This window comes from Candidatus Uabimicrobium amorphum, assembly GCF_009002475.1.
Lineage (GTDB): Bacteria > Planctomycetota > Uabimicrobiia > Uabimicrobiales > Uabimicrobiaceae > Uabimicrobium > Uabimicrobium amorphum.
The window spans coordinates 3,513,873-3,539,304 of the sequence record NZ_AP019860.1 but is presented as its reverse complement, the minus strand read 5'-3'; the positions used below and the strand labels follow the sequence as shown (position 1 = coordinate 3,539,304).

23 protein-coding genes are annotated in these 25,432 nt (G+C 38.7%); 12 read left to right on the top strand and 11 right to left on the bottom strand.

Features of this window, described 5'->3' with window-relative positions; all coding sequences use genetic code 11:
- The first annotated feature begins 12 nt into the window (after positions 1-12).
- Positions 13-516, top strand: coding sequence for a hypothetical protein (locus tag UABAM_RS12645; protein WP_151968369.1), 504 nt, complete (start codon positions 13-15; stop codon positions 514-516).
- 69 nt (positions 517-585) lie between these two features.
- On the opposite strand, the gene UABAM_RS12640 is transcribed toward UABAM_RS12645, so the two are convergent.
- Positions 586-1,365 carry a hypothetical protein gene (locus UABAM_RS12640; protein WP_151968368.1) on the bottom strand — a complete coding sequence of 260 codons (780 nt, stop codon included), beginning with the start codon at positions 1,363-1,365 and terminating at the stop codon, positions 586-588.
- A 92-nt stretch (positions 1,366-1,457) separates the two neighbouring features.
- On the opposite strand from UABAM_RS12640, the gene UABAM_RS12635 reads away from it, so the two are divergent.
- The 4 genes from UABAM_RS12635 (at position 1,458) to UABAM_RS12620 (ending at position 5,964) form a co-directional block, all read left to right on the top strand.
- A complete protein-coding gene (locus tag UABAM_RS12635; RefSeq protein ID WP_151968367.1) occupies positions 1,458-2,426 on the top strand; it encodes a hypothetical protein in 969 nt (322 codons plus the stop codon).
- Positions 2,413-3,135, top strand: coding sequence for a hypothetical protein (locus UABAM_RS12630; RefSeq protein WP_151968366.1), 723 nt, complete (start codon positions 2,413-2,415; stop codon positions 3,133-3,135). Before UABAM_RS12635 ends, UABAM_RS12630 begins: the two co-directional genes overlap by 14 nt.
- Positions 3,136-3,139: 4 nt before the next feature.
- The gene (locus tag UABAM_RS12625; protein ID WP_151968365.1) at positions 3,140-4,549 is read left to right on the top strand and encodes a hypothetical protein; all 1,410 of its coding nucleotides are present in this window, start codon (positions 3,140-3,142) and stop codon (positions 4,547-4,549) included.
- Between the two features lie 161 nt (positions 4,550-4,710).
- On the top strand, positions 4,711-5,964 hold the full coding sequence (locus tag UABAM_RS12620) for an SGNH/GDSL hydrolase family protein (RefSeq protein WP_173013283.1): 1,254 nt from the start codon (positions 4,711-4,713) through the stop codon (positions 5,962-5,964).
- Here the strand turns inward: UABAM_RS12620 and UABAM_RS12615 are convergent.
- Together UABAM_RS12615 and UABAM_RS12610 are read right to left on the bottom strand one after the other, a co-directional pair.
- Entirely contained in the window at positions 5,950-7,395 is a 1,446-nt protein-coding gene (locus UABAM_RS12615) for a leucine-rich repeat domain-containing protein (RefSeq protein WP_173013282.1), read from the bottom strand. The two genes, UABAM_RS12620 and UABAM_RS12615, sit on opposite strands and share 15 nt — an antisense overlap.
- Positions 7,380-11,870, bottom strand: coding sequence for a WD40 repeat domain-containing serine/threonine-protein kinase (locus UABAM_RS12610; protein ID WP_173013281.1), 4,491 nt, complete (start codon positions 11,868-11,870; stop codon positions 7,380-7,382). Before UABAM_RS12610 ends, UABAM_RS12615 begins: the two co-directional genes overlap by 16 nt.
- Positions 11,871-12,026: 156 nt before the next feature.
- Between UABAM_RS12610 and UABAM_RS12605 the strand changes: the two genes are divergently transcribed.
- The 3 genes from UABAM_RS12605 (at position 12,027) to UABAM_RS12595 (ending at position 14,682) form a co-directional block, all read left to right on the top strand.
- Positions 12,027-12,755 (top strand): tetratricopeptide repeat protein, encoded by a 729-nt coding sequence (locus UABAM_RS12605; RefSeq protein ID WP_151968361.1) that lies wholly within the window; start codon positions 12,027-12,029, stop codon positions 12,753-12,755.
- A 208-nt stretch (positions 12,756-12,963) separates the two neighbouring features.
- On the top strand, positions 12,964-13,575 hold the full coding sequence (locus tag UABAM_RS12600) for a hypothetical protein (protein WP_151968360.1): 612 nt from the start codon (positions 12,964-12,966) through the stop codon (positions 13,573-13,575).
- Between the two features lie 12 nt (positions 13,576-13,587).
- A complete protein-coding gene (locus UABAM_RS12595) occupies positions 13,588-14,682 on the top strand; it encodes a M48 family metallopeptidase (protein WP_151968359.1) in 1,095 nt (364 codons plus the stop codon).
- 28 nt (positions 14,683-14,710) lie between these two features.
- On the opposite strand, the gene UABAM_RS12590 is transcribed toward UABAM_RS12595, so the two are convergent.
- The 4 genes from UABAM_RS12590 to UABAM_RS12575 all read right to left on the bottom strand — a co-directional run bounded on the left by UABAM_RS12590 (position 14,711) and on the right by UABAM_RS12575 (position 17,086).
- Positions 14,711-15,640, bottom strand: coding sequence for a class I SAM-dependent methyltransferase (locus UABAM_RS12590; protein WP_151968358.1), 930 nt, complete (start codon positions 15,638-15,640; stop codon positions 14,711-14,713).
- Positions 15,641-15,722: 82 nt separating this feature from the next.
- Positions 15,723-16,166 (bottom strand): CBS domain-containing protein, encoded by a 444-nt coding sequence (locus UABAM_RS12585; protein WP_151968357.1) that lies wholly within the window; start codon positions 16,164-16,166, stop codon positions 15,723-15,725.
- 12 nt (positions 16,167-16,178) lie between these two features.
- Entirely contained in the window at positions 16,179-16,622 is a 444-nt protein-coding gene (locus tag UABAM_RS12580) for a universal stress protein (protein ID WP_151968356.1), read from the bottom strand.
- 11 nt (positions 16,623-16,633) lie between these two features.
- Positions 16,634-17,086, bottom strand: a complete 453-nt coding sequence (locus UABAM_RS12575; protein WP_151968355.1) for a universal stress protein — start codon at positions 17,084-17,086, stop codon at positions 16,634-16,636.
- Positions 17,087-17,562: 476 nt separating this feature from the next.
- Here UABAM_RS12575 and UABAM_RS12570 point away from each other — a divergent pair, with 476 nt between their 5' ends.
- Together UABAM_RS12570 and UABAM_RS12565 are read left to right on the top strand one after the other, a co-directional pair.
- The gene (locus UABAM_RS12570) at positions 17,563-18,009 is read left to right on the top strand and encodes a universal stress protein (RefSeq protein WP_151968354.1); all 447 of its coding nucleotides are present in this window, start codon (positions 17,563-17,565) and stop codon (positions 18,007-18,009) included.
- Complete coding sequence (locus UABAM_RS12565) at positions 18,010-18,450, top strand: universal stress protein (protein WP_151968353.1); 441 nt, start codon at positions 18,010-18,012, stop codon at positions 18,448-18,450. It abuts the gene before it with no gap.
- A 137-nt stretch (positions 18,451-18,587) separates the two neighbouring features.
- On the opposite strand, the gene UABAM_RS12560 is transcribed toward UABAM_RS12565, so the two are convergent.
- From UABAM_RS12560 to UABAM_RS12545, 4 genes are all read right to left on the bottom strand, one after another.
- Positions 18,588-19,031 carry a GNAT family N-acetyltransferase gene (locus tag UABAM_RS12560; RefSeq protein WP_151968352.1) on the bottom strand — a complete coding sequence of 148 codons (444 nt, stop codon included), beginning with the start codon at positions 19,029-19,031 and terminating at the stop codon, positions 18,588-18,590.
- Between the two features lie 146 nt (positions 19,032-19,177).
- Positions 19,178-20,296, bottom strand: a complete 1,119-nt coding sequence (locus UABAM_RS12555; protein WP_151968351.1) for a DegT/DnrJ/EryC1/StrS family aminotransferase — start codon at positions 20,294-20,296, stop codon at positions 19,178-19,180.
- Positions 20,296-21,522, bottom strand: coding sequence for a glycosyltransferase family 4 protein (locus UABAM_RS12550; RefSeq protein WP_151968350.1), 1,227 nt, complete (start codon positions 21,520-21,522; stop codon positions 20,296-20,298). Before UABAM_RS12550 ends, UABAM_RS12555 begins: the two co-directional genes overlap by 1 nt.
- Complete coding sequence (locus UABAM_RS12545; protein WP_151968349.1) at positions 21,519-22,484, bottom strand: NAD-dependent epimerase/dehydratase family protein; 966 nt, start codon at positions 22,482-22,484, stop codon at positions 21,519-21,521. Before UABAM_RS12545 ends, UABAM_RS12550 begins: the two co-directional genes overlap by 4 nt.
- 232 nt (positions 22,485-22,716) lie before the next feature.
- Here UABAM_RS12545 and UABAM_RS12540 point away from each other — a divergent pair, with 232 nt between their 5' ends.
- Both UABAM_RS12540 and proC read left to right on the top strand, forming a co-directional pair.
- Complete coding sequence (locus tag UABAM_RS12540; RefSeq protein ID WP_151968348.1) at positions 22,717-24,411, top strand: C45 family peptidase; 1,695 nt, start codon at positions 22,717-22,719, stop codon at positions 24,409-24,411.
- Positions 24,412-24,493: 82 nt separating this feature from the next.
- Positions 24,494-25,297: a pyrroline-5-carboxylate reductase gene (gene proC, locus UABAM_RS12535; RefSeq protein ID WP_151968347.1), complete on the top strand. Its 804-nt coding sequence runs from the start codon at positions 24,494-24,496 to the stop codon at positions 25,295-25,297.
- Positions 25,298-25,432 lie beyond the last annotated feature (135 nt).

Genomic DNA, 25,432 nt, shown 5'->3' with positions numbered 1-25,432 from the left:
AAGGGGTTTATTATGCGTTATGTAAGTATCATCATTTTACTCACCGGTGTTGTGTTTGCGCAAAACGTATCAAAAAGAACACGCGTTGCCCCGCAAGTAACGACGACAAAGATTACACCAATACTTGCGAAAAAATTGGTAAAACCAACTTTTAGCGAACGAGCGCAAGTTCCAACAGCAAGACAGTTGCAAACCGTAGTGAAAAAGCCACTGCGAACGCGCGTTGATTTAAAAAAATATGGATATCGCGATATGAGATCTTTTAAGTTGGGCATAAAAAAGAGTTTAGGACTTCCGAAGAACTATCCATTGCAGCACATTTATGTCAATGAAATTTATTCTGATGGTAAGCGCGGACTTTTTGTTTCGGGATTTAATCCGCGTATATTCCAAGTATCAAAGAACGCAATGCAACTAAAAGTGATCTCACCACATATTTTAGAACGCGAATTTTTACCGCGGGTACTCAATCGCGGCAAGGTAAAGAAAGTACGCAAAATAAAAAGACAAAAATAACTTTGCACATTATGGTGATTTCAAGCCTTGTATGGAATATCTGTACAAGGCTTATTTTTTTCAATAAAGCTAATTACTTTTTTTATAGATACGAATGAGAAAAAATCCCAGTAGAAGAGCAATAAATGTCGTTGGTTCTGGAATTGGTGGCGCTTGGCCCTGGCCAGCTTGTGGCAAAGGGATGGAGGATGAGTTAATGTCGAAGTTTTCGGCAAATTGTTGTGGACCTATACTACCACTTGCCGTGGCCGTCCCAAAGAAAATGTCATCAACAGATACGACATCACCGCTATGTTCGTATATTATTTCGGTGATGAGAGGACCGCCATTCGAATCGACGCCAAAAAAACCGTTGATGGCTTCCGAGCTGGGACTAAAATCTGGAACACCAGGTATATGATCTAATGGGTCAAATAGCAGGTCACTACCATCGGCAAGTTTCACTTTGAAATTGGCAATTGCACCGATAGCACCACCAAGAAAAAAACCTACCGCATCCACGCCATTCGCAAAAGTTAATCTAATATCAAGTCCTGTGTTTATGTCAAATCGCGCATGACCAACACCACTAACGGCTCCCCCATCACTATCGCCATTTGGGAAGGGGTTTGTGTCATCTCGTGAACTTTGGTTAAGGGTCCCGAAAGGGATACTGAATGTGGCATTTTTATCGGCAAGAAAATTATTGATTCCTGTCGTTGTATTTTGTCCAGAGGCGACTTCAAAGTCAATATGATGGAAAGGATTATTATTGAAATCATTTGCATCAAGAATGACAATAGGTGCCGAAAAAAGAGGCGGGACAAAAAAGATTAGCGAAATTAGCGCTAAGTTTAATTTCATTTTCATTTTGCTGCTCCAAGAATTTGTAAAATAATATACTAATCGCAATAGTTATTAGTGTAAAATACTCTCTTTCTATATAAAGAGGAGTACACAAATTGGATTGTGAAGAACGAAGAATAGAAAAGAGTATACGAAAGATTCCGCGGCGTATTAATTTGAAAAAGCCTATCATTGGAAACTCTTTTCCTACATCTTTGCTCAAAAATATGTCTGTTTATGAGTTATACATTTGTATATGGTCGCAAAAGGTATCCATTCCTCGGGCGGATGTAATCGTCTGTTATGAAAAAGTTGATGAAAACTACCAAGGCAGAGCTTTGAAGGTGCCTTGGCAGCAAAAAGAGATACTATTTCGAGATTTAAGTGACAATCATTTCTCATCGCAGACAGAGCTTATTGAGATCGAAGACACAACTGAAATGGAAGAGGCTTCGTGTGACGAAGACGTGTCAAAAACACTTTTAGTTGACAGGAAGTCGAATTTTTTACAGTCTAGAGAAGATTACTTTTTGCACCATGTCAAAACGGGGAATTTTATTCGAGCATCTGCAAATCATAGAGAAGACCAGTCTTATTTTTTCGAAGCACTCTATCGAAAATATGGGCAATTATCTTTTGAAAAAATGCTCCGCAAGTTTAAATCTGGTAAAAGCAAAGAACAAAATTTAGTTGATTACATGCGGGAAAACTTTCCCGAGGTAACCCAGGCACAGTCTTATACTTGCGCTTTTTATTTAAAGGTGCCTTTTTCAAAAAAAGGCGATAGCTATTTCTTTTCCCGAGACGATCTTCCTGTGACGAATTTGCCAATATACAGTATGCTCGTTTTGGGAAAACCGCGAAAAAAAAATGTAACCCCTCACTTTACAAAAGAGACATTTGCAGAAATGTATCAGACGGTAGTGAAACAAGTTATGGTTCCTGCGATTGAACAATGTATAGATGGAAAAGGGGTGGGGTTGATAGAGCAAATTTTACACAAAAACAATCTTCCCCTATCGCAAGAAGCTATGCAAGGCTTGTTAAAATTTATTAACGAGGAAATGAAACGTGACACTAAGTGACTCTACTTTTTTGACGTCGGACTGTCGTTATTTTGATGAAAAAATGTTTTTCTTTTGCATTGTAGAAAAATGGGAACAAGTAACATTTTCAGAAGAACATAATCTGTTAATGCGGTATTTTTTACAAATGAAATTTACCGAAGAGAGAAAGTATTACCTTGCTATTTTTCACTTGTTAACATGTCCATTTTGCTTACAGAGAAGTTCTATTTTACAAGAGAAGAGCCATCCCGAATTATGGAAATTGATTTACATAGAGGAAAAAAATATACCAGCTATTCTGCAAAAAATAGATTCCAATACTCCCAGAAACTACTATATAAAACTGCTTTTACGTAAGCTTTTTACGAAAGAAAATTCGGTTGCTTTCAAACTATGTCATAAAGATCAAGAAATTCAAATACAAAACTGGAAAGTAAAAGCTGCTGGCACTCACCTTGGCATACCCACAACCCAAAAATTAGATGCTGCGTTTTTTGGTGAGCAAGAAGCACTTCTTACGTTTGATCATAGTGTATATGATGAATCGATTTGTATTAGTTTACAAGGGGTTCGCCAAAAAATGCGTTTGCGATGTAACCTACGAGTGAATTTTCACAATGGAACTCAAGAAGAATTTTTTGGTAAGGCGCTTGAACATGGTGGTTCGTGGTTATTAAAAATGAATAGACGAAAAATAAAATCGATTGAGTTAAACTTTTGGGACTAGTTTTATGGATCTACTTTTAGGTTTTCCGCTAGAATCATCAACGGAGCCATCGTATATACTAGTTCAATGTGTTAGTGGGACACGGCATAGTGTGGTATCGGGGAAACCTGGTAGCCGTTTAGTTCGTGATTCAGGTGCCGAATATGTATGTCAGCTCGCAGAGCCTTCGATGCGTCGTCAGAAATTCCGTTTAAATTTTCAGATGATTCCTTCTCCTGAAAACATCGCAAATTGCGATGCTGAAAACCTTCCGTACTATGGCAATTCTGACGGTGCAGCGTGTTGTTTGGCCGTTGCGGCAGGGCCTGATCACTTCGATTTTTTTGCAAAGTCGCCTGTGATTCTTGTTTCGTGTAGTGTGTGGCAACCAAATACAAATTGGGAATTTGAAGGTTTAAAATTAGGATGCGTAACAGATCACAGCCGTGAGTCGGAGAGTTTAGATTCACTAGTAAGTAAGTGGGAAGCTACGCAAAAAGCGAGTTGGCGTTATGGGGGAGCCTTGATTCTCCATGAAAAAGATGCGCGAATACTGGCAAACAGTTTAAATTTGAATTTATATAGTTGTGATGTTCTAAAAGAGAAAAAGAACTTTGTCCCTGGAGAGCCACTTCTTGTATCAATAACAGACAATGGCTTTGTGAAGTTAGCAAATATTTTTAACATACCAACTAAAATATTTGCAGAGCCGTCTCTTGCTAAAAATGCTAGGAGAGCTTTATATGTTGGTGTAGTTACAATTGTGTTACTACTTTTTTTTACGATGTACGCTTATTTTGTGCGAAGTACGAAGTCGGTAATATGGAAAGAAACTTATGTTCAAGATAAATACTTTCAGGAACAAGACTACTCTTTTCGAACGTTTACGAAAAACTATAATGAGGAATCTCATACCAAAATTACTATAAAACGCGATCGTCGAGATAACAGAGCGCTAGCTCGGATAAACATACTCATCCGCAATGGAGGAGAAGTCAATGGCGTTTACATTTACCAAAAGCACACCTATCACCCTTCCATACAAGGTACTATTCATAAAATGCGCTTTCGTTGTCGGGGAGTTTTTGAAACTCCGCAAGATAAGCACAATACTTTGGGAATACCTTTTTTCTACGCGGTAGAGCAAGATGGAAAAATCTATATTACCAGAGAATGGCAGCGGATGACATCTTCCGGCTTGAGTGATTTTTTTAAATTTCTCGATGAGGACGATTTTGTAGAGTTTAACGAAAGTTATAGCAACGCGGATCACAGTAGCCTACATTCGGACCCGGCAAAGCGTCCTGACTTTTCAACGACAGGAAACGAAATTAAATTTGGCTTTGTATTCTTCCACGGTACTTACGGCTCTTTTAAGCGTCAAGGATACATTGACGAATGGATTGTACGTGTTGGCTATGAAGAAAAGCGCTAGATCATATAAAATAAGGTTTAGGTTGACGCAATGAAATTTCGCGATATATTCGTTTAAAAATATCTTGCTAAGTTGTAAAGATTACAAAATTTCTTTTACGAGCATCTATGATTTGTCTAAAATCCCTAGACACAATATTTAGAATATTTAGGAGATTTTCGATGAAGAAAAACAACGCGGCTTTCTTGCTTTTATTACCATTGCTTATCTATATTGCCAATTTTTGTCTGTGCCAACAATGGAGTAAAACCTTTTTAAAGTTAGATCGTCTATTCTTGTATGCTTTCGCGCTGTACGCACTGCTACTACTCGTAGTATTTTGTTTCCTCTCTCGACACATAACCAAATTTGTATTGTTACTATATGCTTTTTTGATGAGTTTTGTCTTATTAGAAATATCGCTGTGGTTGTTTTTGGGAAATAGCAATTTTGGCAAGCTCGATGACATTGTATTGCACCATCCTAATATAAATCGACAGGGCGGTTTGGTGAAGAATTTGCCAGGGATTTCAGGGAAATTTAGCTTTAAGACGAATCAGTATCGATTACGTGGAGCTATGGAGAAAACTTGGGAAGAGTACGATGTTAAAATTTTGTGTGTGGGAGGAAGTACAACCGAGTGTTTATATGTAGAAGAAGAATTGTCCTGGCCATATTTGTTACAAAACACTTTACAGAAAAAAATCGACAAGTCTGTCTACGTAGGGAATGCTGGTAAATCGGGAATGTATAGTGTTGCCCATTCTTATTTGTTGGAACATTACCCCTATCTTTCGAAATTTGAGTGTATTGTTGTTTTATGTGGAATTAATGATTTGGGAGCATTGTTGCGTGACAATTACGAGGAACGCAGTCGTGAGTTGACAGAGAATTCTTTTGATATGTTTTATCACTATTTGAGTTTTTTCAAACTTGTGAAAAAGATATATATTGGTACCATTGTTCAGGACTTGGAAGCAAACTGGGTTTTGGCTAGGCGAAAAAAACGACAACGCAAGTTGGAGATGAATACAATTACGGTAAAGCCACGTCGCTATCAATTTGCTTTAGATCGCTACAAAGCCGATCTTCGAAAGATTATTGACATTTGTCGCAAGAAAAATAAGAAATTAGTACTCGCAACACAACCGGTTTTGTGGGGGGAGAATCTTTCCGCGTATTTAGAGGCGTTGCTATCTGCGGAAGTAGCAAATGGCGCGTATCGTTCAGATATCTTGTTTGAGATGATGAAGGGCTACAATGATGTGATGCGACAAGTTTGTAAAGAACAAAAAATTTTGCTGGTGGATTTGGCCAACAAGCTGCCAAAAGATACCTCTGTTTTCTATGACGATTGTCATTTTAATGTTAGCGGCTGTCAAAAGGTTTCCGATATACTGACGGAGCCTATCGCGGGTTTTTTACGATCTAAATAGGTGTCGCGCAGGTTCTGTTTCAATTTTGCATTCAGGGAGTAACATCGATAGTTTTTTTCGTTGCTTTCTACTTAGTCGAATACCCTGTATGGAGAGTGTTTGCAACGATTTAAGTTGCGAGATCTCCTCGGGAAATTCCGTGATTTTTGTGTAGCTTAGGTCCAGGTTTTTTAGGGAAGACAATTTGTGAATTACCAAAGGGAAATGCGATAAGTCGTTGTTGCGCAAATATAGCGACTGTAGTGATTTGAGGTGCCTTAGTGTGTTAGGCAACGTTTGCAAATTGTTACTGGTTAAGTCTAGTAATTGTAAATTGTGTAATGTACCGATTTCTTGTGGTAGTTTATGTAAAATGTTGTTGCCTAACATCAAGTATTTGAGTTGGGGTAAGTTGTTCATTTCCATGGAAATATTCTGTAGCTGATTGTGTGCGAAGTGTAATATTTGCAATTTTCGGAGCTGATTTAAGGAACGCGGCCACGTTTGGAATTTGTTGTTGTCTAAGTGTATTTTCTCTATGTTACTAAGCATCTCCACACTTTGCGGAAGTTCAGCTAACGAGTTGTAATTGGCGTTTAAATTTTTCAATGAGGTCAATTCTCCTATTCTTTGTGGTAGTTTTTGTAGTTGGTTGTCTGTCACACACAGGTTTTCCAGTTGAGAAAGTTGACAGATTTCATCGGGTAGTTTACTCAATCTATTGTTACTCAATCGTAGTTTTTTTAGGGCATGCATATTGTAAATTTGTGGTGGAATATCCGTCATAGCATTACTGGTAATATATAAATTGTGTAGGTTTTTGAGATGACAGAGTTCCATGGGGAAATCTTGTAACCTATTGTGCGATAAATACAGTGTTTTTAATGCTGTGAGTTGCGCAAACTGTGTAGGCAATTTTTTTAGACGGTTGTGCTCTAAATGTAATGTTTCGAGATTCTTTAGATTTTTGATATTTTCGGGAAGATTTTGTAACTCATTGAGATTTAAATTGAGTTCTTTGAGTAATGGTAAATGAGTAATTTGCGTTACGTCGCGGAGACCATGGTTTTTAATTTTTAAATGAGTGAGTTGGGGTAAATTGCCGAAAACATTGGGCAAATCTGTGCAACTTCCCGAATGCAAGTAAAGTTGTGTGATAAACGGAAATGAATACAAACGCGATGAGGGACTTTCCCACTGCAGTGGTTCGTAACTGGAAGACAGTGAACCATACTCTAAACGTACGAAACCGCTGAAGCCGCAGTGATGAAATTGGCATTCGCGTAAATTGCTAAAACGCACATTGCAGCGAAAACTACAGTGGGTAAACGAGCTATTGTGTATATTGTGTATCTTCTCTTCGTCTAGGGAAAATACACAATATTGATAATGAGTGCTACTTCTTACCTGGGTAAGATTTTTACGCGTAATATGGTTTATTGCGTTTTCCATACGAGCAATTCTTCCGTCCCACATGAAGCAATATTCTTGCCATCGTGACTAAATGTACAGTACCGTACTTCCCCTGTGTGTTTGCGTAATGTCAATAGTGAATTTATTGTACCTTTTGTTATCTTTTCTACATCCCAAATACGTACCGTCCGATCACGACTGCAAGAAACAAGTCTTTTACCATCAGGAGAAAAACTACAGCAATTTACTTGGTCAAGATGATCTTCTAATACAACAATGGTTTCTAAAGTAGTTGCGTCGAGAATGAGTAAATTGTTCTCGCTGCCATCGGTCGCTATTGCAATATATTTACTATTTGGGCTATAGCAAACATGTTTAATTATTCTTACTCTGTTTTGGTATTGATGCTTATATCGTTGAAAATCAAACTCCGATAGAAATGGGCTTATGGTTTTATTTTTTAAATGGCCCACGGCAAGTCGTTGAAAAAACTTGAAGTCTTTTTCTTTTAAACGCGGTAAATCTCGCTGGTATTTTTTTACTTGGCCTTGTTGTCGCAATATTTGTCTTCGTGGTGTTTTTTGTTCTTCTAGTCTATCTAGTTTATCTAAAGCGTCTACCCATTTGTAAAATTTGTGGAATATTGTTTTATTTTTGTCAATGTCGGCGGTGATCGAACCATATGGTTTTGTATAAATTTCATCGTCGCACAGAACACTAATGTGCTTTCCGTCAGGAGAAAATGTGCATTGGTCGATTTCATTGTTAAAGTACGCGGACCATAAAGGTTTTTTACTACTCTTTTCTGTTTTAAACAGATGCAGGAGAGAACGAAGGCCGCCGTACGACTTTTTCTTTCCACGGCTATTGTAATCTTGACCTGTTAGAATCAGTGGTTGAAGGGGATGAAAAGCGCATACCATCATTTTTGCACTGTCTTGGTCTTGAAGACGCACTACTTTTTTATGGTTTAACGATAGATTTTTCATTGTTTTTAGAATATTTAGAAACGATGGAGTGTTGGTATATTCGATAACGCCCAGAGCACGCCCTAATTGTGAACACAAAGCTATTTTGTTGCCTTGTGGATGAACGGCAGCACCTGGTATACTTACAATATGTGGATATACTGGTTTTTTTTGGGTGTCCCATAGCAAAAATTCTTCTTCGTTTCCATAAGACGAGAATACTATATCACTGTTTTTAGGATGGAAGTGTACGTAGCGAAAAGTTTTTTTGTCGGTAATACCCACCGGATTCACAACGGACTGTAAATTGAAATATGTCAAAGTATTGTCATCCGCACCGAAAATGATATGACTTCCGGTATTGTCAAAAATAACATCGTTGACTTCGCTTCTGTTTACTGTTAGAGAAGTTATTTTTTGGAAATTACGTAAGTTCCACAAGCTAACTTCATTTTCTGTGCTCGCAGTCGCTAGAATATGACTTCGAGGATGAATCGCACAGCTGTTGATTTCTCCCAGGTGGCCAGGAATTTTCTTTAACAGCTTAAATCTTTTTGTGTCACGAATGACGATCATACCTTTTTCATCTGTGCTTATTAGAAGTTTTCCATCTTTGGAAAACGCCACATCACTTACTGTCTCTTCGTGGCCCCGTAAGTATAGTTCTTTATGCGTTTTTGTATCGATAACAACGACCGCCATATCTAAATTTTCGCGACCAACAGCCAGCTTTGTTCCGTCGGGAGAAATATCCAAAGCGGTAACACTGTGGGCAAAGCCATCACCCTTCTTTTTGTTGGAGTACACATAATACTGGCGCTGTGCTTTTGTGCTATTCACACTCCACATGATTACATTGGCAAATCTAGGAGTCGCTTGTTTGTTGCGGCCTTGTTCAAACAACAGTCCCCCTCCGTCTTTGTCTCTCTTTTCGTAGCCTGCATAGAAGTGTTTGCTATCGTGAGCAAAAACACATGAGGTTACTTTTCGTGCTTTTCGTTTATTGTCAGCGTATTCTGTGGTATAGTTTTCGTATTTCCTAAGTACTTTTTTATTTCGAATATTCCATAAAAATAGACGGCGACCTTGTGTTCCTGACAGTAGATACTTTTGGTTTGGACTAACGACTAGTTGTGTAATTTTATCTCGATCGGGACGATCCCAAAAGATAAACTGCGATTCTTTGGTAATGGGAAGTTTGACACTGAGGACACTCCCTTGGTTGTCTCCACAAATGATTTGCGAAGAAGCCTCGTGATAGATACATGAGGTGATTTGTTGGTCGTGATGGAGTTGTTGGTATTTTTTATGGGCAATGGTGTCTAACCATTGCCATTCCCAGCCGCGATTGTGTATAGGTTTGCCAATGTTTTCTGGTTGTAAAATAAAGCGTAGGTCTTGTGGGGCGTCTTTTTTAAGAAGCTCGTAGTCTTCGCTCTCTGTTATTTTACGTAGCAAATTTTGTACTTCACGCTCTTCGTTTCGGTAACTCTGTAAGTATCTGGATGTGGCTTGCACTTTGTTGCCCTGCGCCGCAGATTGTCCGGCCATAATGGTTAATTGATATTGTTTAATGACCGAAGCTCTTTTCGAAAGAATGGCTTTTCCTAGTTCGATCCCCATTTTGTCACGTGCTTGCTGGGCTTCGTTGTGTGCTTTTTTGACTTTGTCTCTTTCTTCTTTTAACACGGCGTTGTTATGCGAGACCATGAGTATAATTAACAACAAAACAGCGGCAAAAGAACCAAATGCCGTCGTTTTGACTTTGTTGCGTTTGATCCACTTGTAACCTTTGACCATTAAACTAGGTGGTTTGGCGTTTACAGGACGGTTGCGTAAGAAGTTTTCCAAATCGTCAGACAAATCTTTGGCACTTTTGTAGCGATGGCGCGGTTTTTTTTGCAGACATTTTAGGCAAATGGCCTCTAGTTCTTTGGGAACACCTGGATTTAGTTGGCTTGGAGGCATGGGATCGTTGTTGTGAATTTGGTTTAGAATCATATAGTAAGAGCCACCTTGAAAAGGCGGACGGCCAGTAAGAGCGTTGTATAGGGTTGCGCCGAGCGCGTATACATCACTGTGGTGCCCAACATCTTTATTGTCAATTTGCTCCGGAGGCATATAGCCCAACGTTCCCATCATGCCACCATCGCGCGAAAGTTGCTCGTCGCGGTCTTGCTCTTTTGCCAAGCCAAAGTCCATGATTTTCGGCTCATTTTTGTCCATCATTATATTCGATGGTTTAATATCGCGGTGGACAATTTGGTGCTCTTCGAAGGCATAACTAATCGCATCCGCGGATTTTTTCATGATAGCGGCGATCGCCTTAGCTTTTAAATTTCCTTTTTGTATTAAGCTGGAGAAAGGTTTGCCCTTTATATATTGCATGGTGAAATAATTTTTGGGAGTATCGCCGAATTCATATACTTTGACAATGTTGGGGTGGTCAAGCTTTGCTGTGGCACGTGCTTCTACTGCGAAGCGGCGAATTTGTTGTTCGGATATATTGTGTTCGTTGATGATCACTTTTAACGCAACATTTCGGTCTAATTTCGTATCATAGACTAAAAATACTAGCCCCATACCACCGCGCCCTAATTCTCTTTCAATGCGGTAGTGTTTAAACATTTTTTCATTGGCATCAACGGATTCATTAAATTGAGAAACGCGAAAAGCCTGTGTGCTGCTGTGCTCTTTCCCTAGTTGACTGTTTCCTATTTCATGATTTACTCCGGGAGGGGGCGGTGGATACGCTGTTTCTCCAATATAGGAGGTGATGGGTTTTGCCATATCCATAGGAGAGTGATCTTGTGCTGCGCCGGAATCAATCATAGTTTGCTGTGGGGACAAATTCATTTGCGGCATTTGCCCGGTGAGTGATGCGGCATTGGTTTTTTCAGTGTTTGCTTGTAATTGTGGAGCGTTTGTATCCACAAAAGTTTGTTCGGTATCTATATGTGGAACGTTTGTATCAACAAAAGTTTGCTGTAAATTGTTTTGCGGCATGTGTGTTGTTACAGATGTTATACTGGTTTTTTCGGTGCTTACTTGCGATTGTGGAACGTTTGCATCAACAAAAGTTTGTCCGGGATCTACATGTGGAATATTGGTGTCAACTAAAGTATGTTCGGTATTCGCTGGGGGAACGTTTTTTTGGGGGAGTGCTATCTTAAAGTCCACCGCTGTTTGTTCTGTATTTACATTTTGTGAAATTTTGTAGTCTACGTTGGTTTGAGCAAAGTTATCTTGGCGCAAATTCATTTGTTGCATTTGTACTGTGTTCGGTGCTACAAAAGTTTGTTCGGTGTTTACTTTGGGCATCTGACCTGTACGATTGTTATTCGCCGACGCGAGCATGTGTTGTAACTTTTGTGCGACATCTGAGGTAATGTACTTGTAATGCACTAGGAAGTTTATGAAGTTTATGGAGGGTTGCGATTGTCGGGCAATAGAAATTTTTTGTGCTACTTCCATTGCTTGACTGTTTGTCAACACCTTTTTTGTGACTAAAAATTGTAGAATGTTTTTTTCGTATTGCGCTATCATATGCATCATCACCAAAAAAAAACAAAAACTCTATGCCAAAAAATTCATTATAATAGATAAAGCAAAAAGCGTATATAAAATTGTTTGTGCTTGTGCTAAAATAAAAAAAGTACCAAGAAAACGTACTTGTTTTAATTGATTTGGGAATCATGAACCATGGAAAACTCTAGAAAAGCACTTTTGAACCGACTACGCCAAGAACGCGAAAAATTTGCGGTGAAAAAAAATTGGCCAGGAATGTTGTTGGTTTTAAATCGCATGTTAGATATAGATCCTAGTTCAAAGAGATTTTGTGCACTTGCTGATTTACTACGCAAATTAGGATGCTTTGAAGAAGCAAAAAAGAACTATGAAGATGCTATTATTCTTAACCCTGATAATGAGAAAGCGCATAGAGGTTTAGAGAGAGTTGGGGAAAAAATAAAGCATTTAGAACGCGTGTTTTCACCGAAGATGTTAAGTACCTACGAAGAATTGAGCACTAGTAGTGTGAAAAAAATTCGCCAACAGATTATGAATAGTATTTGCGAACAAGATTGGGAGAATGCTGCTCACTATTGCAGTGAGTTGACAGAATTACAAGCAACACCCATACGATTTTGTATGGAGGCGGCAATGCTAATAAAGTGTGCTAGATGGGAAGAGGCGGTGATAAGTTATGACAAAGCACTATTAAGAGATACACATTGCTTGGTTGCGATAAACGGGATTGAAAGAGTGAAAGAAGCTTTGCAGGAGCGCAAAAGATATGAATTAAAAATTATCACTCTCGATCCAGAGCCGGAAGATCAATTTCGTCAAACTTTTGATGACAGTATGTATTTGGGAATTGCCGAGGATAAAAAAAAGAAAGACGATGACAGCAGTGGGGAAATTATCGTTTAAGTACAAATACTTAAGCTAAAAATAAAAAGGGATATTTGTGATTGTTACGGATCTTAAAGCATTTTTATATACATTTTTTTTTAAAAATTTTAAAAAATTTGCGCGTCTACAAGATTATATCCTATAATTATATACTAATGTTATTTGTTTAATGAGCACAAACCTATCGTTTTGTTTGTGTATGAAGATGTTTCCTAAGGAGATTTGAATGTTTAAATTCAAATTTAGATTGTTTCCTCTTGGTTTTATTACCGGAATGTTTGATCCCGAAAAACTTTTAGAAGTAATTCGCGAAGGTTGTCAAGATGGATATCGTATTTTACGAAGAGAGTTCACTTTTGAAACACGTCGTAAATTCGGTATCTTTATGCTTCCTGCATTTGGAATGGTATTTCGTCGCGAAGAGAAAAATCAAGATCCCGAGCATGATTATCGCCTTGCAACTTACTGCACACGTTTCTTTACGAGAACCGTGAATTTAAATAAGCTGCAAGAAACTTTAGATCAAGCTGCCGACGGTGGTTTTGAAATGTACTACGCAATGAAGTATCCTGCCCGATTCTTACTAATCTTCCCTCGTGAAGCTTACATGTTTATTTTTCGCAAGCCGTATTCTGGTGAAGGGAAGCAATACAAATACTTCATCCAACAAACGCCTTACCGCTTTTTCACCAAAACCATTGATCCTCAAAGATACGAAAATGAGCTCAATGAAAGTGGTGCAAAAGGTCAAATTAAACGTACTTTCCGTGATGAACGACGCGTTTTTGGTATTTTCCGGCAACAAACAGTTGTGGCTGTCTTTGAGACCACTTCGTAGGAGACATTCACTGTGAGTTGGAAAGGACGCGCTCTAGATCCGAGTCTACCTAATGGGAGAAGTGAGTGTACTTTGCGATTGTCAGGAGCAAACTTAATTGCGGAGCTTCCTGAAGGCGAAGACATGACCTTAAACCTGGGAGATGTAGATTACGTCGTTCGTGGCTACGATAAAAAAGAATACGTTTTTCGTAAAAAAAATGCACACCATCCATTATTTTCCACATATGATATTGGGTTGATAAAAGCAATCAAAGAAGCGAATATACTCGAGTTTAATGAGGCCTTGCATCGCCATAAGAAAGATACATGGGCATCAAGACGTCGAAAATATATTATTCCTTTTGTGATGTTAATCACCCTGATTGTTGGTGGTACGTGGTTTGTTGCCTATCCAGCTGTTGATATGGCTGTTGCGGTAACTCCTATTTCCGTGGATCGTGAAGTTGGTAAGATTGCGATTGCAGATCTTATACACAACGAAGTTCAAGATCCCGTGGTTACAGGAGCTATTCAAAAAATAGTCAAGCGTTTGGTAAAGCACGTACCGGAAAAAGAATTTCACTTCAATGTTCACGTGATCGATAATCCGATGGTAAATGCTTTTGCCGCACCAGGTGGTGAAATCGTAGTTATGACAGGGCTTATCAAAGAGAGTGAGTCTGCAGAAGAAGTTGCAGGGGTACTTGCTCATGAAATTAGCCATGTTACGGAAAGACACGGTTTAGAAAAAATCTATCGCCAAGCTGTTTTCCTTATCGCGCTAAATGTCATTATCGGTGATGCAGGTGCGATTGCAGAAATTGCATTAAACGGCGCTAGTGATCTTGCTAACCTAGGCTTTTCTCGAAGTATGGAAAGAGAAGCAGATTTAGAAGGGCACCTTTTACTGGTGAAATCTGGTATAAACCCTTCTGGATTGAGATCTTTTTTCGAAAAATTAGCGAAAAAGCACGAACACAACGAAAATGCAGCGGTTCGTCTCTTGAGTACGCACCCACTATCAAAAGATCGAGTGGAGTATCTGGCGGAAAAAGAAAAAGAGCTAAAAAATAATTTCGAAAAACTAGATATTGATTGGCAGGCTGTAAAAGATAAATTGAAGTAACAATAATAAAGCCACATTTGTGGCTTTATTATTTGACTCCCGTCACAAATAAATAATACTTGCCTGTTACTGTTACATTAAAACCCTGGCGAAATAACAACCTTCTGTAGTATCCTATATCCTTTAGCAACAATGACCATTCTGGTTTTTGATAATTTTTGCTTTTGGCACCAAACTTCACTTCACCATCTATGTAACGTGCGTTGGGGAAACCTAAGATTATCTTACTACTGTTGTGAAGAAATTTTTTGAGCAGAGGTGCAATGATGTTTTTTCCATTCAAAGAGGGGCTATGGAAAACACCTATGGCAATCAGCACATCAAATTTCCCAATATCCCACTCTTGCCAATTGCCTATATCGTCTACCATCCACGTATGATTTTGCGGAAATAAATTTCGTGCTCTGTCAATACTACTTTGGACAATGTCAATTCCTAAAAATCGCAGTGACTCATACATTTCACGAGAACAAATACTTTGGAAAAGTTTAAATTCTTTGCCCTCGTTTACCCCCAGTCCTAAAATTCGCATATTTTTTGCGATGTTACATTTTTGTAGGCAGTCGGCATAATCAATTAAAAAAGCGGGCTCTTCCAGTTTGTCGATACGTGCAAATAGAGAATCTATGCCATACTTGTTCTCTAGGGAGTTTTGGCTTAGGTGCCAAGAGTTTTTTTTATTTAAATTTTGGTAGCGTATTTTTATAAATGGGGGATCGCTTTTTTCCGGTGTCAAGTAACGATAATCGATGATCTCCGCAAGATCGATCCACGCCTTATGGGACCGATATCGGTATTTTATATCGTGAAATGTTTGCATTTCTCCGTTGAAGGTTCCATGAACTAGGTCGGGATTTACTACTTCGAATGTAATGTACTTTTCGTGTAAATGTGGAAGTAATTGTTGGTAAATTTCCCACATAGTTTGCGTGGTAAAACGTGGATGGTTGCGCGACATGTTTTTCACTTTATGCTGTGATTGGACTTGAAACTTGTGTTGTACGGGCGGTAGAAACCGCCCTACTACACGAAGTTATTCACTAAAATTCAATATTTGAACCGCACTTTTCAAGTATTTCATCATAAGATTTTAGCAAATCATAAACGGAAAGGATACCTATAGGGCTGTCTTGGTCATTAATTACTGGTAAAGCACCATAGCGATATTCTACCAACAGCTTTACAGCCTTGTGTATGTGTTCATTCGATTTGATCGTTTGTAGTTCTGTGGCCATGATATAACGAACTTCGTCATCCTCGTTGGGCGTGTATAGCGAATTCCATCCATCTTCACCTTTTGATAAGTCTGGACGACGTAGGTCACGGTCGGATACAAGACCGAGTAATTGTCCATCTTGAACTACAAGTAAATGACGAAAGCTGCTGCTTCGCATTTTGTTAAATGCTTCTCTAGTACTCATTGTGGGAGGAATTGTTTCTGGTAATTTTTTCATCCAGTATTCCACTTGCCATTTATTGGACATGCTAACCTCCGATTATTCAACAATCAATAACGGCTTCTTTATATGGTGTAGAACATAACTACTTACACTACCCATAAGCACACTACGCACGGAACCTAAACCTCTACTACCAATAATTACAAAATCAGCATTGGTGCTATCTGCTGCTTTAATTATGTTTGCACCTGCTTTGCCATTTTCGAGTAGAGTTGTTGCTTTTAAATTTGCATCATCAAAACCTTTTTTGTACTCATCAAGGACATCTTGGTAATGCTTTTTGAGATTGTCTTGCATTTGTTGTACATAGTTATCGTCCAAGTTGTACATGATTTGATGATCTACAAGGTCTGCTGGGACTTGGTAGCTATGGTATAGCACTACTTCAGCGTCAAATTTTGTGGCAATCGCCTTTGCATGCTCTATTGCTTTTTTGGAATGATCTGATTTATCTATAGCCACGAGTATTTTTTTATACATTTAGACCCTTTCTATTCCGTTGCGTCTGTCGTTTTTACGATTAAAAGTGAGCAATCGCAATGTCTTGCGACATAGTCGGTAACACTACCGATCAACATTCGATCTAAAATACCATATCCATGGGAACCCATAACCAAAAAATTGACATGTTCTTTTTTTGCAAATTCGACGAGTGTCTTGGCTGGATCTCCTTCCAAGAAATGTGATTCTTTGACATTGTGTTTTTCACACAGCTCTTTTAGAGCTTCTTTCCCTTTATTTCTAGCTTCGTCCACATATTCTTTCATCCATAAGGAAGAAGCCCCTGGCATGGAATGATATGGACCAGGAGGTTGTATATGCCCGTCAAAAATATGTATGATTTTTAGTTCTACACCAAGAGCATCGGCAATTTTTTTGGCTTCTAGCGTTGCTTTTTCTGAGTATTTGGAAAAATCAGTTGCCAAGTATATGTCATTAGCCATAATTTGTCCTTCCGTTGTAGTTGTAAAGTTAGTGCTTTTTTTGCAAATAGTATGCCATATATCGAAAGTTTATACCAATATATTCTACTACAAATATACGGAATAATTTTACTATAAATAGATTGTTAATTCAATGAATACACATCTTGTGCAAGTATATTTTACACTGTATCTTCCAACTACGATAAGTTGTGAATTTTAGGGGGTTTCGTGACACACCTAATTTAACATTGTTAAAATAACCAATAATTTTCACTTTATGATAGCAATAAAAGTAGAGTTGTTCTATATTGCATAGTGTAGAAAATTTCTTGTTATGAATAATGTTTTTTAGAATGTAGTTTATTGTGTTGGTAACAGCAAGTAATTTTTAGCAAGAAAAGCATAAAAAAATGTAGGTTCTTTTTTTGTGGTTATTGGCATGATATTCGCATTGTCTTTTTGGCAAAATAAAAATATGATAGAAAGGTCAATAAATGACAACAATAAAAAAGATTTTAGTGGCAACGGATTTTTCCAAGACTTCACAAAAGGCAATAGAGTATGCCAAAACAATGGCAAAGTCTCTTAATGCACAGCTCGATGTTGTCGTTGTTATCGATCCGAGTGTTTTGGACTTCGGTGTGACACATTTTACAATTGGTGGAGTTTCCAAATGGGCGGAGAAATATCAAAGCCAGAAAGACGATGTAGATAAAAAACTGCAAGAATTGAATTTGGAAGTGAGCGGTGAAAAGTTCACTTTAGATGGGAACCCAGGTAAGACGATTGTTAAATACTTGGAAGAAGATAACAGTTATGACCTTGTTATTTTAGGAAGTCACGGTTATGGAAACCTTGACCGATTCGTTTTGGGTAGTGTTTCCGAACACGTAACTCGTTATGCGCCTTGTCCTGTTATGGTTATAAAGAAGGATGGTTAAATGTATAAAAAGATTCTAATACCTATTGATCGCTCCGAACATTCACAAAAGTCTGTGGAGCACGGAATAGCTTTGGCTAGTTCTTTTGACGCAGAAATTGTGTTATTACACTGCTATGATTATCCTGAAATATTAAACGATGAATTTTTAATTTACGGAATACCCGATTCCTATATCCAAAATATCAAAAAGAATATCGAATCGCACAGCCAGGAATTTTTACAGGGAATCAAAGATAAATGTATCGAAAATAAAGTATCTGTAACGATTGAGTTCCGCGAAGGTCATCCTGGGCACAATATTGTGACCGCTGCGGAAGAGTTAAACGCCGATTTAATTGTTATGGGTAGCCGACATATGGGAATGCTAAAAAGACTCATTTTTACAAGTTCAAGTAACTATGTCTTACACCACAGCAAAATATCTATCTTTGTTATATAACACTTTGGTGTCATTAATACAATCCATGGGCCAAAGATAGAATATCTATACTGGTGTTTTCGGGAGCAAAAAGACGAATCCCAATGTTCGCTGTCTTTTGTTCCCGAGAACAAGTACGCCAAATTTTATTTTGAGAATTACAATTCACAGGACATCAGTTTACACTTCATATCCACAAAACCTAGCTTTTTGTAAAACGTTTGCGAATTTGTTTCCTTTTCGCCGACACCAAGCATGATACTTGCACAATGATTTTTTTTGGCGATCACAACGGCTTGCTGCATTAGTTTTGTACCAATTTCTTTTCCTCTATGACTTTCTTCAACGTATAAATCATCACACCATGCAAACCTTGAAACTTTGTAACTGCTCTCCGCGAATGTTATTGAAATGATACCAACTAACTCATTGGCCAAAAAAGCACCTAAAAAAACAAAGTTCACCTCTTTATTGAGTGCTTTCTCCAATAAAATTTGCAGTTTGTCATCCGTTGGACAAGGTTCTCCTGCATATTGATAAAATTTTTTCATGAGAAGTGAAAACTGATCTTTGTCGTTTTTTTGCAGTTTACGTATTTCCATTTCGTCTTTCTGTTTGCGTTTGATGTGTATTTTTTAGGTTTTCTTCATTCCGAATACCGCCTTTGATGGCGACAAGTGTATTTGACGACAAATACACTTTTCTATGCCAACTTGCATACTTAGCCAATGTTTGCCGCTGAGCAACACTATTTATTCACTGCGGCGATAATTTGGGCAATGATGTGTTGTTGATCTTGTGGTTTTAAATAAGGGTGCATTGGCAGACTCATAATTTTTTGCGCTGCGTTTTCTGAGATGGGAAAGTCTCCTTGCTTATAGCCTAAAGACTTAAATGCATCTTGCATATGCAGTGGTTTTGCATAAAAAATGCATGTGGGGATGCCTTGTTCTTTTAGATGTTTTTGTATGACTTCGCGTTTGTCACTGAGTATTGAGTACTGCGCCCATGTGCTGGTACAATCGTCGGGAATAAAAGGCGTTGTTACATATTCATTCAAGCTTTGCGTATAGAGGTTGGCGATTTGTTGGCGTTGCTCAATTTCGCGAGGAAAGATTTGTAGCTTGTGAAGTAGTACGGCCGCTTGAATGGTGTCCATACGTGCATTTAGTCCTAAGCGAACGTTGTCGTATTTGTTTTTTCCCTGTCCATGAACACGTATAGATTCCATCTTTTCATGTATACTTGTGTCGTTGGTGAACACTGCGCCTCCATCTCCATAAGCGCCTAATGGTTTGGCGGGATAAAAGCTTGTTGCCGCGACATGACCAAAGGCGCCCGCTTTTTTGCCTTTATACACAGCCCCTAAAGATTGCGCTGCGTCTTCGACGAGAATTAGATTGTGTTTGTTGGCCACAGATGTTAGTTCATCGTAGTCTGCACAAAGCCCGAAAAGATCTACGGCAATAATTGCTTTGGCATTTAAGTTTTCGGGTAAAGTCGCTATTTTTTCTTCGAGTAATTGCGGAGCAATATTGAATGTTTTTTCATCTATATCCACAAAAACAGGAGTGGCTCCTAATAACGAAATCACTTCCGCTGTGGCAATAAATGTAAAAGGAGTTGTAAAAACGGCATCTCCTGGTCCGACATCATATGCCATCAATGCAAGCAATAGAGCATCTGTTCCGCTTGAACAAGTTAGTACATGTTGTACTTGAATAAATTGTGCCAGTTCACTTTCCAAGTCGCGAATTTCGGGGCCTAAGACATACTGTCCATGTTGTAATACCTTTAAAATGCTGTCGTTGACTTCTTCTTTGATGGTTAAGTACTGTTGTTTTAAGTCGATAAATGGTATGTTCATTACTTTATTTTACTCCTGAGTAATTGATCCCAGCGGCGAACGACACTCTTGCGGGAAAAATGTTCTTTGTATACTTGGTGTGCTTTTTGGGAGCACTGCTGTATTGTTTGTGGCTCGTTTTTTAATTTGATTAGTTCTGTGGCAATTTGCGGAATATTGTGGTTATTTAGCAACCATCCTATTTTGTATTGCGAAATCCATTTTGCTATTGCGGAGTTTTGCGGACCGTTAAAAATAATAGGTTTTCCCATGGCAATGGAACCAAAAAATTTAGAAGGCACAACTATTCCTGACCATTGTTCTTTTAAACTCACAAGGTGTATATCCGCGCAGCCGAGACGTTTGGCAAGTTGGGCTTCGTCAGCGAAGCCTGCAAAACGAATGTTGGTATCTTGTGCCGTGACTTGCGATACCAATTCTTCATAGCGATTACCGCGACAAGCAAAACAAAAAACAATGTCTTTGTGATCTTTACATAAATAACGCGCTAAATCTACTATTTGTTGAAAGTCATGCGCCTTGCCCATATTACCTGAATAAAGAATGGTAAGTTTGGCGTTTTCGCCAAAGAGCTGTACACGCGTCTTTTCGTTGGGCTTTTGTAAGGTATCTGGCTCAACGAGAGCCCAAGGGGTGAGTGTGTGATACAATGCTTTGTGTTTATAGCGCTGCAAAATAGAGCGCATACACTGGCCGATGTCTACCATAACATCTACAAACTTGTACGATAACGACATAAACCGTTTGGCGATGCGCATGATTGTATGCGTCATTTTTCCGGTTTCGTTGGCGATCACGGCTTCGGGGTATACATCAAAACACCAATGAACTAAAATTTTGCCACGACGAAATATTTTTAAAAATGGAAATATTAGGGCGGCGAATTGCGGATCTGTTCCCACGATAATAACATCGCTTTTGCGACCCATGAGTAAGTGTAACAGCCACATATTGAGTATAAAAATGGAATTAAATATACGTCCGTAGTTGTTCGCTTGATTAAAAGATGGTCTATAAGCGCGTATGATTTCAATGTTATTCCACATTTCTTTTCTAGGATGAATTGTTTTTTTTGTATAACGACAGTAACGATTGCTCGTTAGCACTCGTACTTTCCAACCCAAATCTCTTAGACTTTCCGCTAGTTGAGTGAAGTGACGTGCACTAACGACATCATCGGGGAAAAAAAAGTGGTACATCAATGTTACGGTGGGAGCATTGTTCATATTCGTTTTTCTTTACGTAGTTGTTCCTCTATCCAGTTGTATGTTGCCTCAAGGCCGACCTCTAACGTTACAGAGGGGGACCAATTGAGAATTTGCGAAAGCAAGGTATTGTCACTATTACGTCCTCTCACTCCTTGGGGTTTTGAAAGGTCGTATTTTTTTGCGATTTTTTTTCCTGCGATTTTGGCGACAATATCTACTAACTCATTGATGGTGATTAAACGATCCTGCCCTAGATTTAAAGGTTCGTGATAATCAGATTGCATTAGTTTATACATACCAACAACACAATCCTCTATATAACAGTAAGAACGTGTTTGTTGTCCATCTCCCCAAACTTCAATTTCATCCTGAGTTTTTGCTAAGGCAACTTTGCGACAAATCGCCGCAGGAGATTTTTCGCGTCCACCATCGTATGTTCCCAGGGGACCAAATATGTTGTGGAAGCGCACCATGTATGTTTTGAGGCCGTAATCCTCGCGATAATGGCGGCATGCACGTTCGATATATAATTTCTCCCACCCATACCCATCTTCAGGGAGAGCTGGATAAGCGTCTTCCTCTTTTAATGGTACTATATCTGGTGTATCTTGCTTGTAGGCAGGGTATATACAAGCCGAAGACGTATAAAGAAATTTTTGCACTTTGTTGGTTTTTGCTGCGTGCAACATATGCATATCAATGACGGTATTTTCGAAAACAATATCCGCTTTGTGCGTTTCAATAAAGCCAATTCCACCCATATTTGCCGCTAAATGAAAAACTTGCTCCATATCTTGAGTTGCACGTAAGCAGTTTTCTATCTTTTTTAGGTCGAGAAGTTGAAATTCATCTGCATCTGTATCTGCAAACTCGGGTTTTTTGATATCAACTCCGCGTACCCAATAGCCTTTTTGCTTTAAGAAGGTAACTAGATGATGTCCAATAAAACCTCCTGCGCCTGTTACCAATATTTTTGTCATAGACCCTATTCCTTTGTTATAACCTTTTGATTTGTTTCAAAACAAATCAAGACATTTTCTTGTGAAATGTCGAGGTCATTATAAAAATAATCCTTTGCGACGTCAATTATCATCCAAGATGAAATTTTATTGCAATTTTTTTTGCATTTATTTATTATTTAATATAGAAACTTATGTGTTGTATTTATTTACACTTAATTCGAAATTATGAGGTTAGAGGTATTTATTATTTATGAATAAATATTCTATTATTTTAATAGGTCTCTTGTTCGTTGGCTTTTTGTTTGCTGACGGAAAAAGTTTACAAGAGTTAGAGATTGCGTTTGCGAAAGACAATTATGAAATCGCTCATAAGACTACTTTCGAAAACCAACGTGGGTTTATAGCTCACCATAAATATGCAGTTAACTACGAAAGTAAGGCTCCTAAACGAGTATTTTACGTTGAAGGTAGTGCATATCAAATGGGCTACTTGATGGGAACTATGGCGGAAAGAGACGTTGATCTGATGACAAATGAATTCATGGACAACGTACTACTTAGTTTCATTAAACTTGATGTTGATCCTAAAAAGATTCCTGAAATTTGGGGAACTTTGTTGGACATCGTCAAAAATGAAACCAAACGCGTTTTGCCCGATATGCCTGAAGAGTATGTACAAGAAATGAAGGGGATTGCTGATGGGTGTAAGTCAGTAAACCCAGAAACGCGTGTAACATTTGATCGCCTTCTGATGTTAAACTCTGGTTTTGATACATTACTTTCCAATTTCTACGCGTTAAACCAACTATGGGAAAAGTACAAACTTTCGGTGAAAGATCTTGATATTCCGATTATGTGCAACGCTTTTTCTGTATTTGGAAAAGCAACAAAAGACGGAAAACATTACTTTGGTCGCGATTTTATGTTTCCTCCTGGGGATGCATTTGAGTTTACCGCAGCAATGATCATCTATCGTCCAAGTGACGACAGAATACCTTTGGTAAGTGTTGCTGCTCCTGGATTTGTAGGTTCTATTGCCGCAATGAACGCCAATGGTGTTGCCATGGGAGTTGACATGGTTCCTTCTGGTGGATGTGACAACAATCGTCCTGGAATCAACTCGCTCATGATGATTCGTAAAACAATACATCGTGGCAAAGATGTCCATGGCGCTGTAAAAGAAGTCGTTGAAACACAACGCGGTGTTTCTTGGCTTTATATGATTGCAGATGGGCAAACCGACAAGTCCGTAGTTTTAGAAACAGGAAAATCAACAGATTCTCTTGGTGCGATCAAGTTTCCTCCCGATGAATTGAAGTGGTTGGCCTTACTTCCTGATGCTGACTTTTTAAAGCGTTTTGAAAATCAAAAGCACCAAAAAGGTCTAATGGTGCGTTGGAATGATTATAAATATCCTGAAAAATTCCAAGAATTCAACAACGATTTATTTTGGTATCACGGCAAAAAAATCAATTCTAAGTCATGGGGTGAAAAAGGTTTTATTAACAGAAAGCACACCGAAAAAAATTGTCCTGAGGCATTTTACTTTGCCCCACAACGTGAATCAAAAGACGATGTACTCATTATGACAAACCACTACGTTACTCCAAGTATGCGTATGTGTGCAATGAATCCAATGACCATCGAAATTTCACGTAATAAGGCCAACGAGGTTCAGTGGCGCTATGACGAACTCAATGTTCAAGTACTAAGCAATTATGGCAATATTGATGCTGAAAAAGCCTTAGAACTTATCGATTTTCTTTCTCCAGAGCGCAAGCATCCTGAGTTCTACAAGAACAACAAAAAAAGTTCTGATGGTAAAACCCAACGTATTCGCGGAAGTGTTTCTTTGTTCGACTTAACAGACAAAACTGTGAAAACAAAATTCGGTTTTTATGCCGATGACTGGATTAGCGTCACACTTCCCAACTATGTAGATTAATCTCAAAAATTAGGGCGCGACAAGCGCCCTAGTACATTCCAACATCCTCACCTCATCTTATCCTTTAAAGGCTATTTTCTCTATGGAAGTACACAAAAAAATTGCTGTGATTGGTACAGGCAACCTTGGCAATGCAATCGTTGAGGGAATGATTGAATCCCAAAAATTTTCCGCAGACAATATCATTGCCACGAGAAGGCAAACGCATTTAATTGACAGTTTACAACAAAAAGGTGTGCACACGACAAGTGATAACTGCCAAGCTGTACGCGAGTCGCACATCGTCATTTTAGCCGTGCAGCCTAAGCAACTGGAACAAATATTACATGAAATTGCCGACGACTTGCACGAAGATCATATTATCGTATCGGTAATTACGGGGGTGGCAATAGAACAAATTGGTCGTTTACTTTCCAAACCGATTGCGATTGTTCGGGCGATGCCCAATACTGCAATTGCGATTAAGCAGTCGATGACATGTATTGCACATCGTAATGTATCGCCAGACTCTTTATCCGAAGTACAGTCTATCTTTGATACTTTAGGAAAGACTTTGATTATCGATGAAGAATTGATGGCGGCGGCAACTGTTTTGGGAGCATGTGGAATCGCTTTTTTTATGCGTTTTATTCGTGCAGCATCGCAAGGTGGAATTGAAGTGGGGTTCCATGCCGAAGAGGCGCAACTAATTGCAGCGCAAACAGCGAAAGGCGCTGCCTCATTGCTTTTAGCTCACCACACACATCCCGAGCAAGAAATTGATAAAGTAACAACTCCACAAGGATGCACCATTGCAGGGTTAAACGAAATGGAACACAACGGCCTTAGTTCTGCTCTCATCAAAGGAGTTAAAGCGTCTTTTAATCGAATAGCGGACATCACTTAAGATGTTTTTGTTATAAAGAGCACTGGGGCGTTTTACGCCCTACTTTTTTCCATAAAAAATCTCTATTGATTTTTGTTTATATTTTACGTATAATATTGTTACGTATGAAATATAAATGATAAGGAGAACATAACA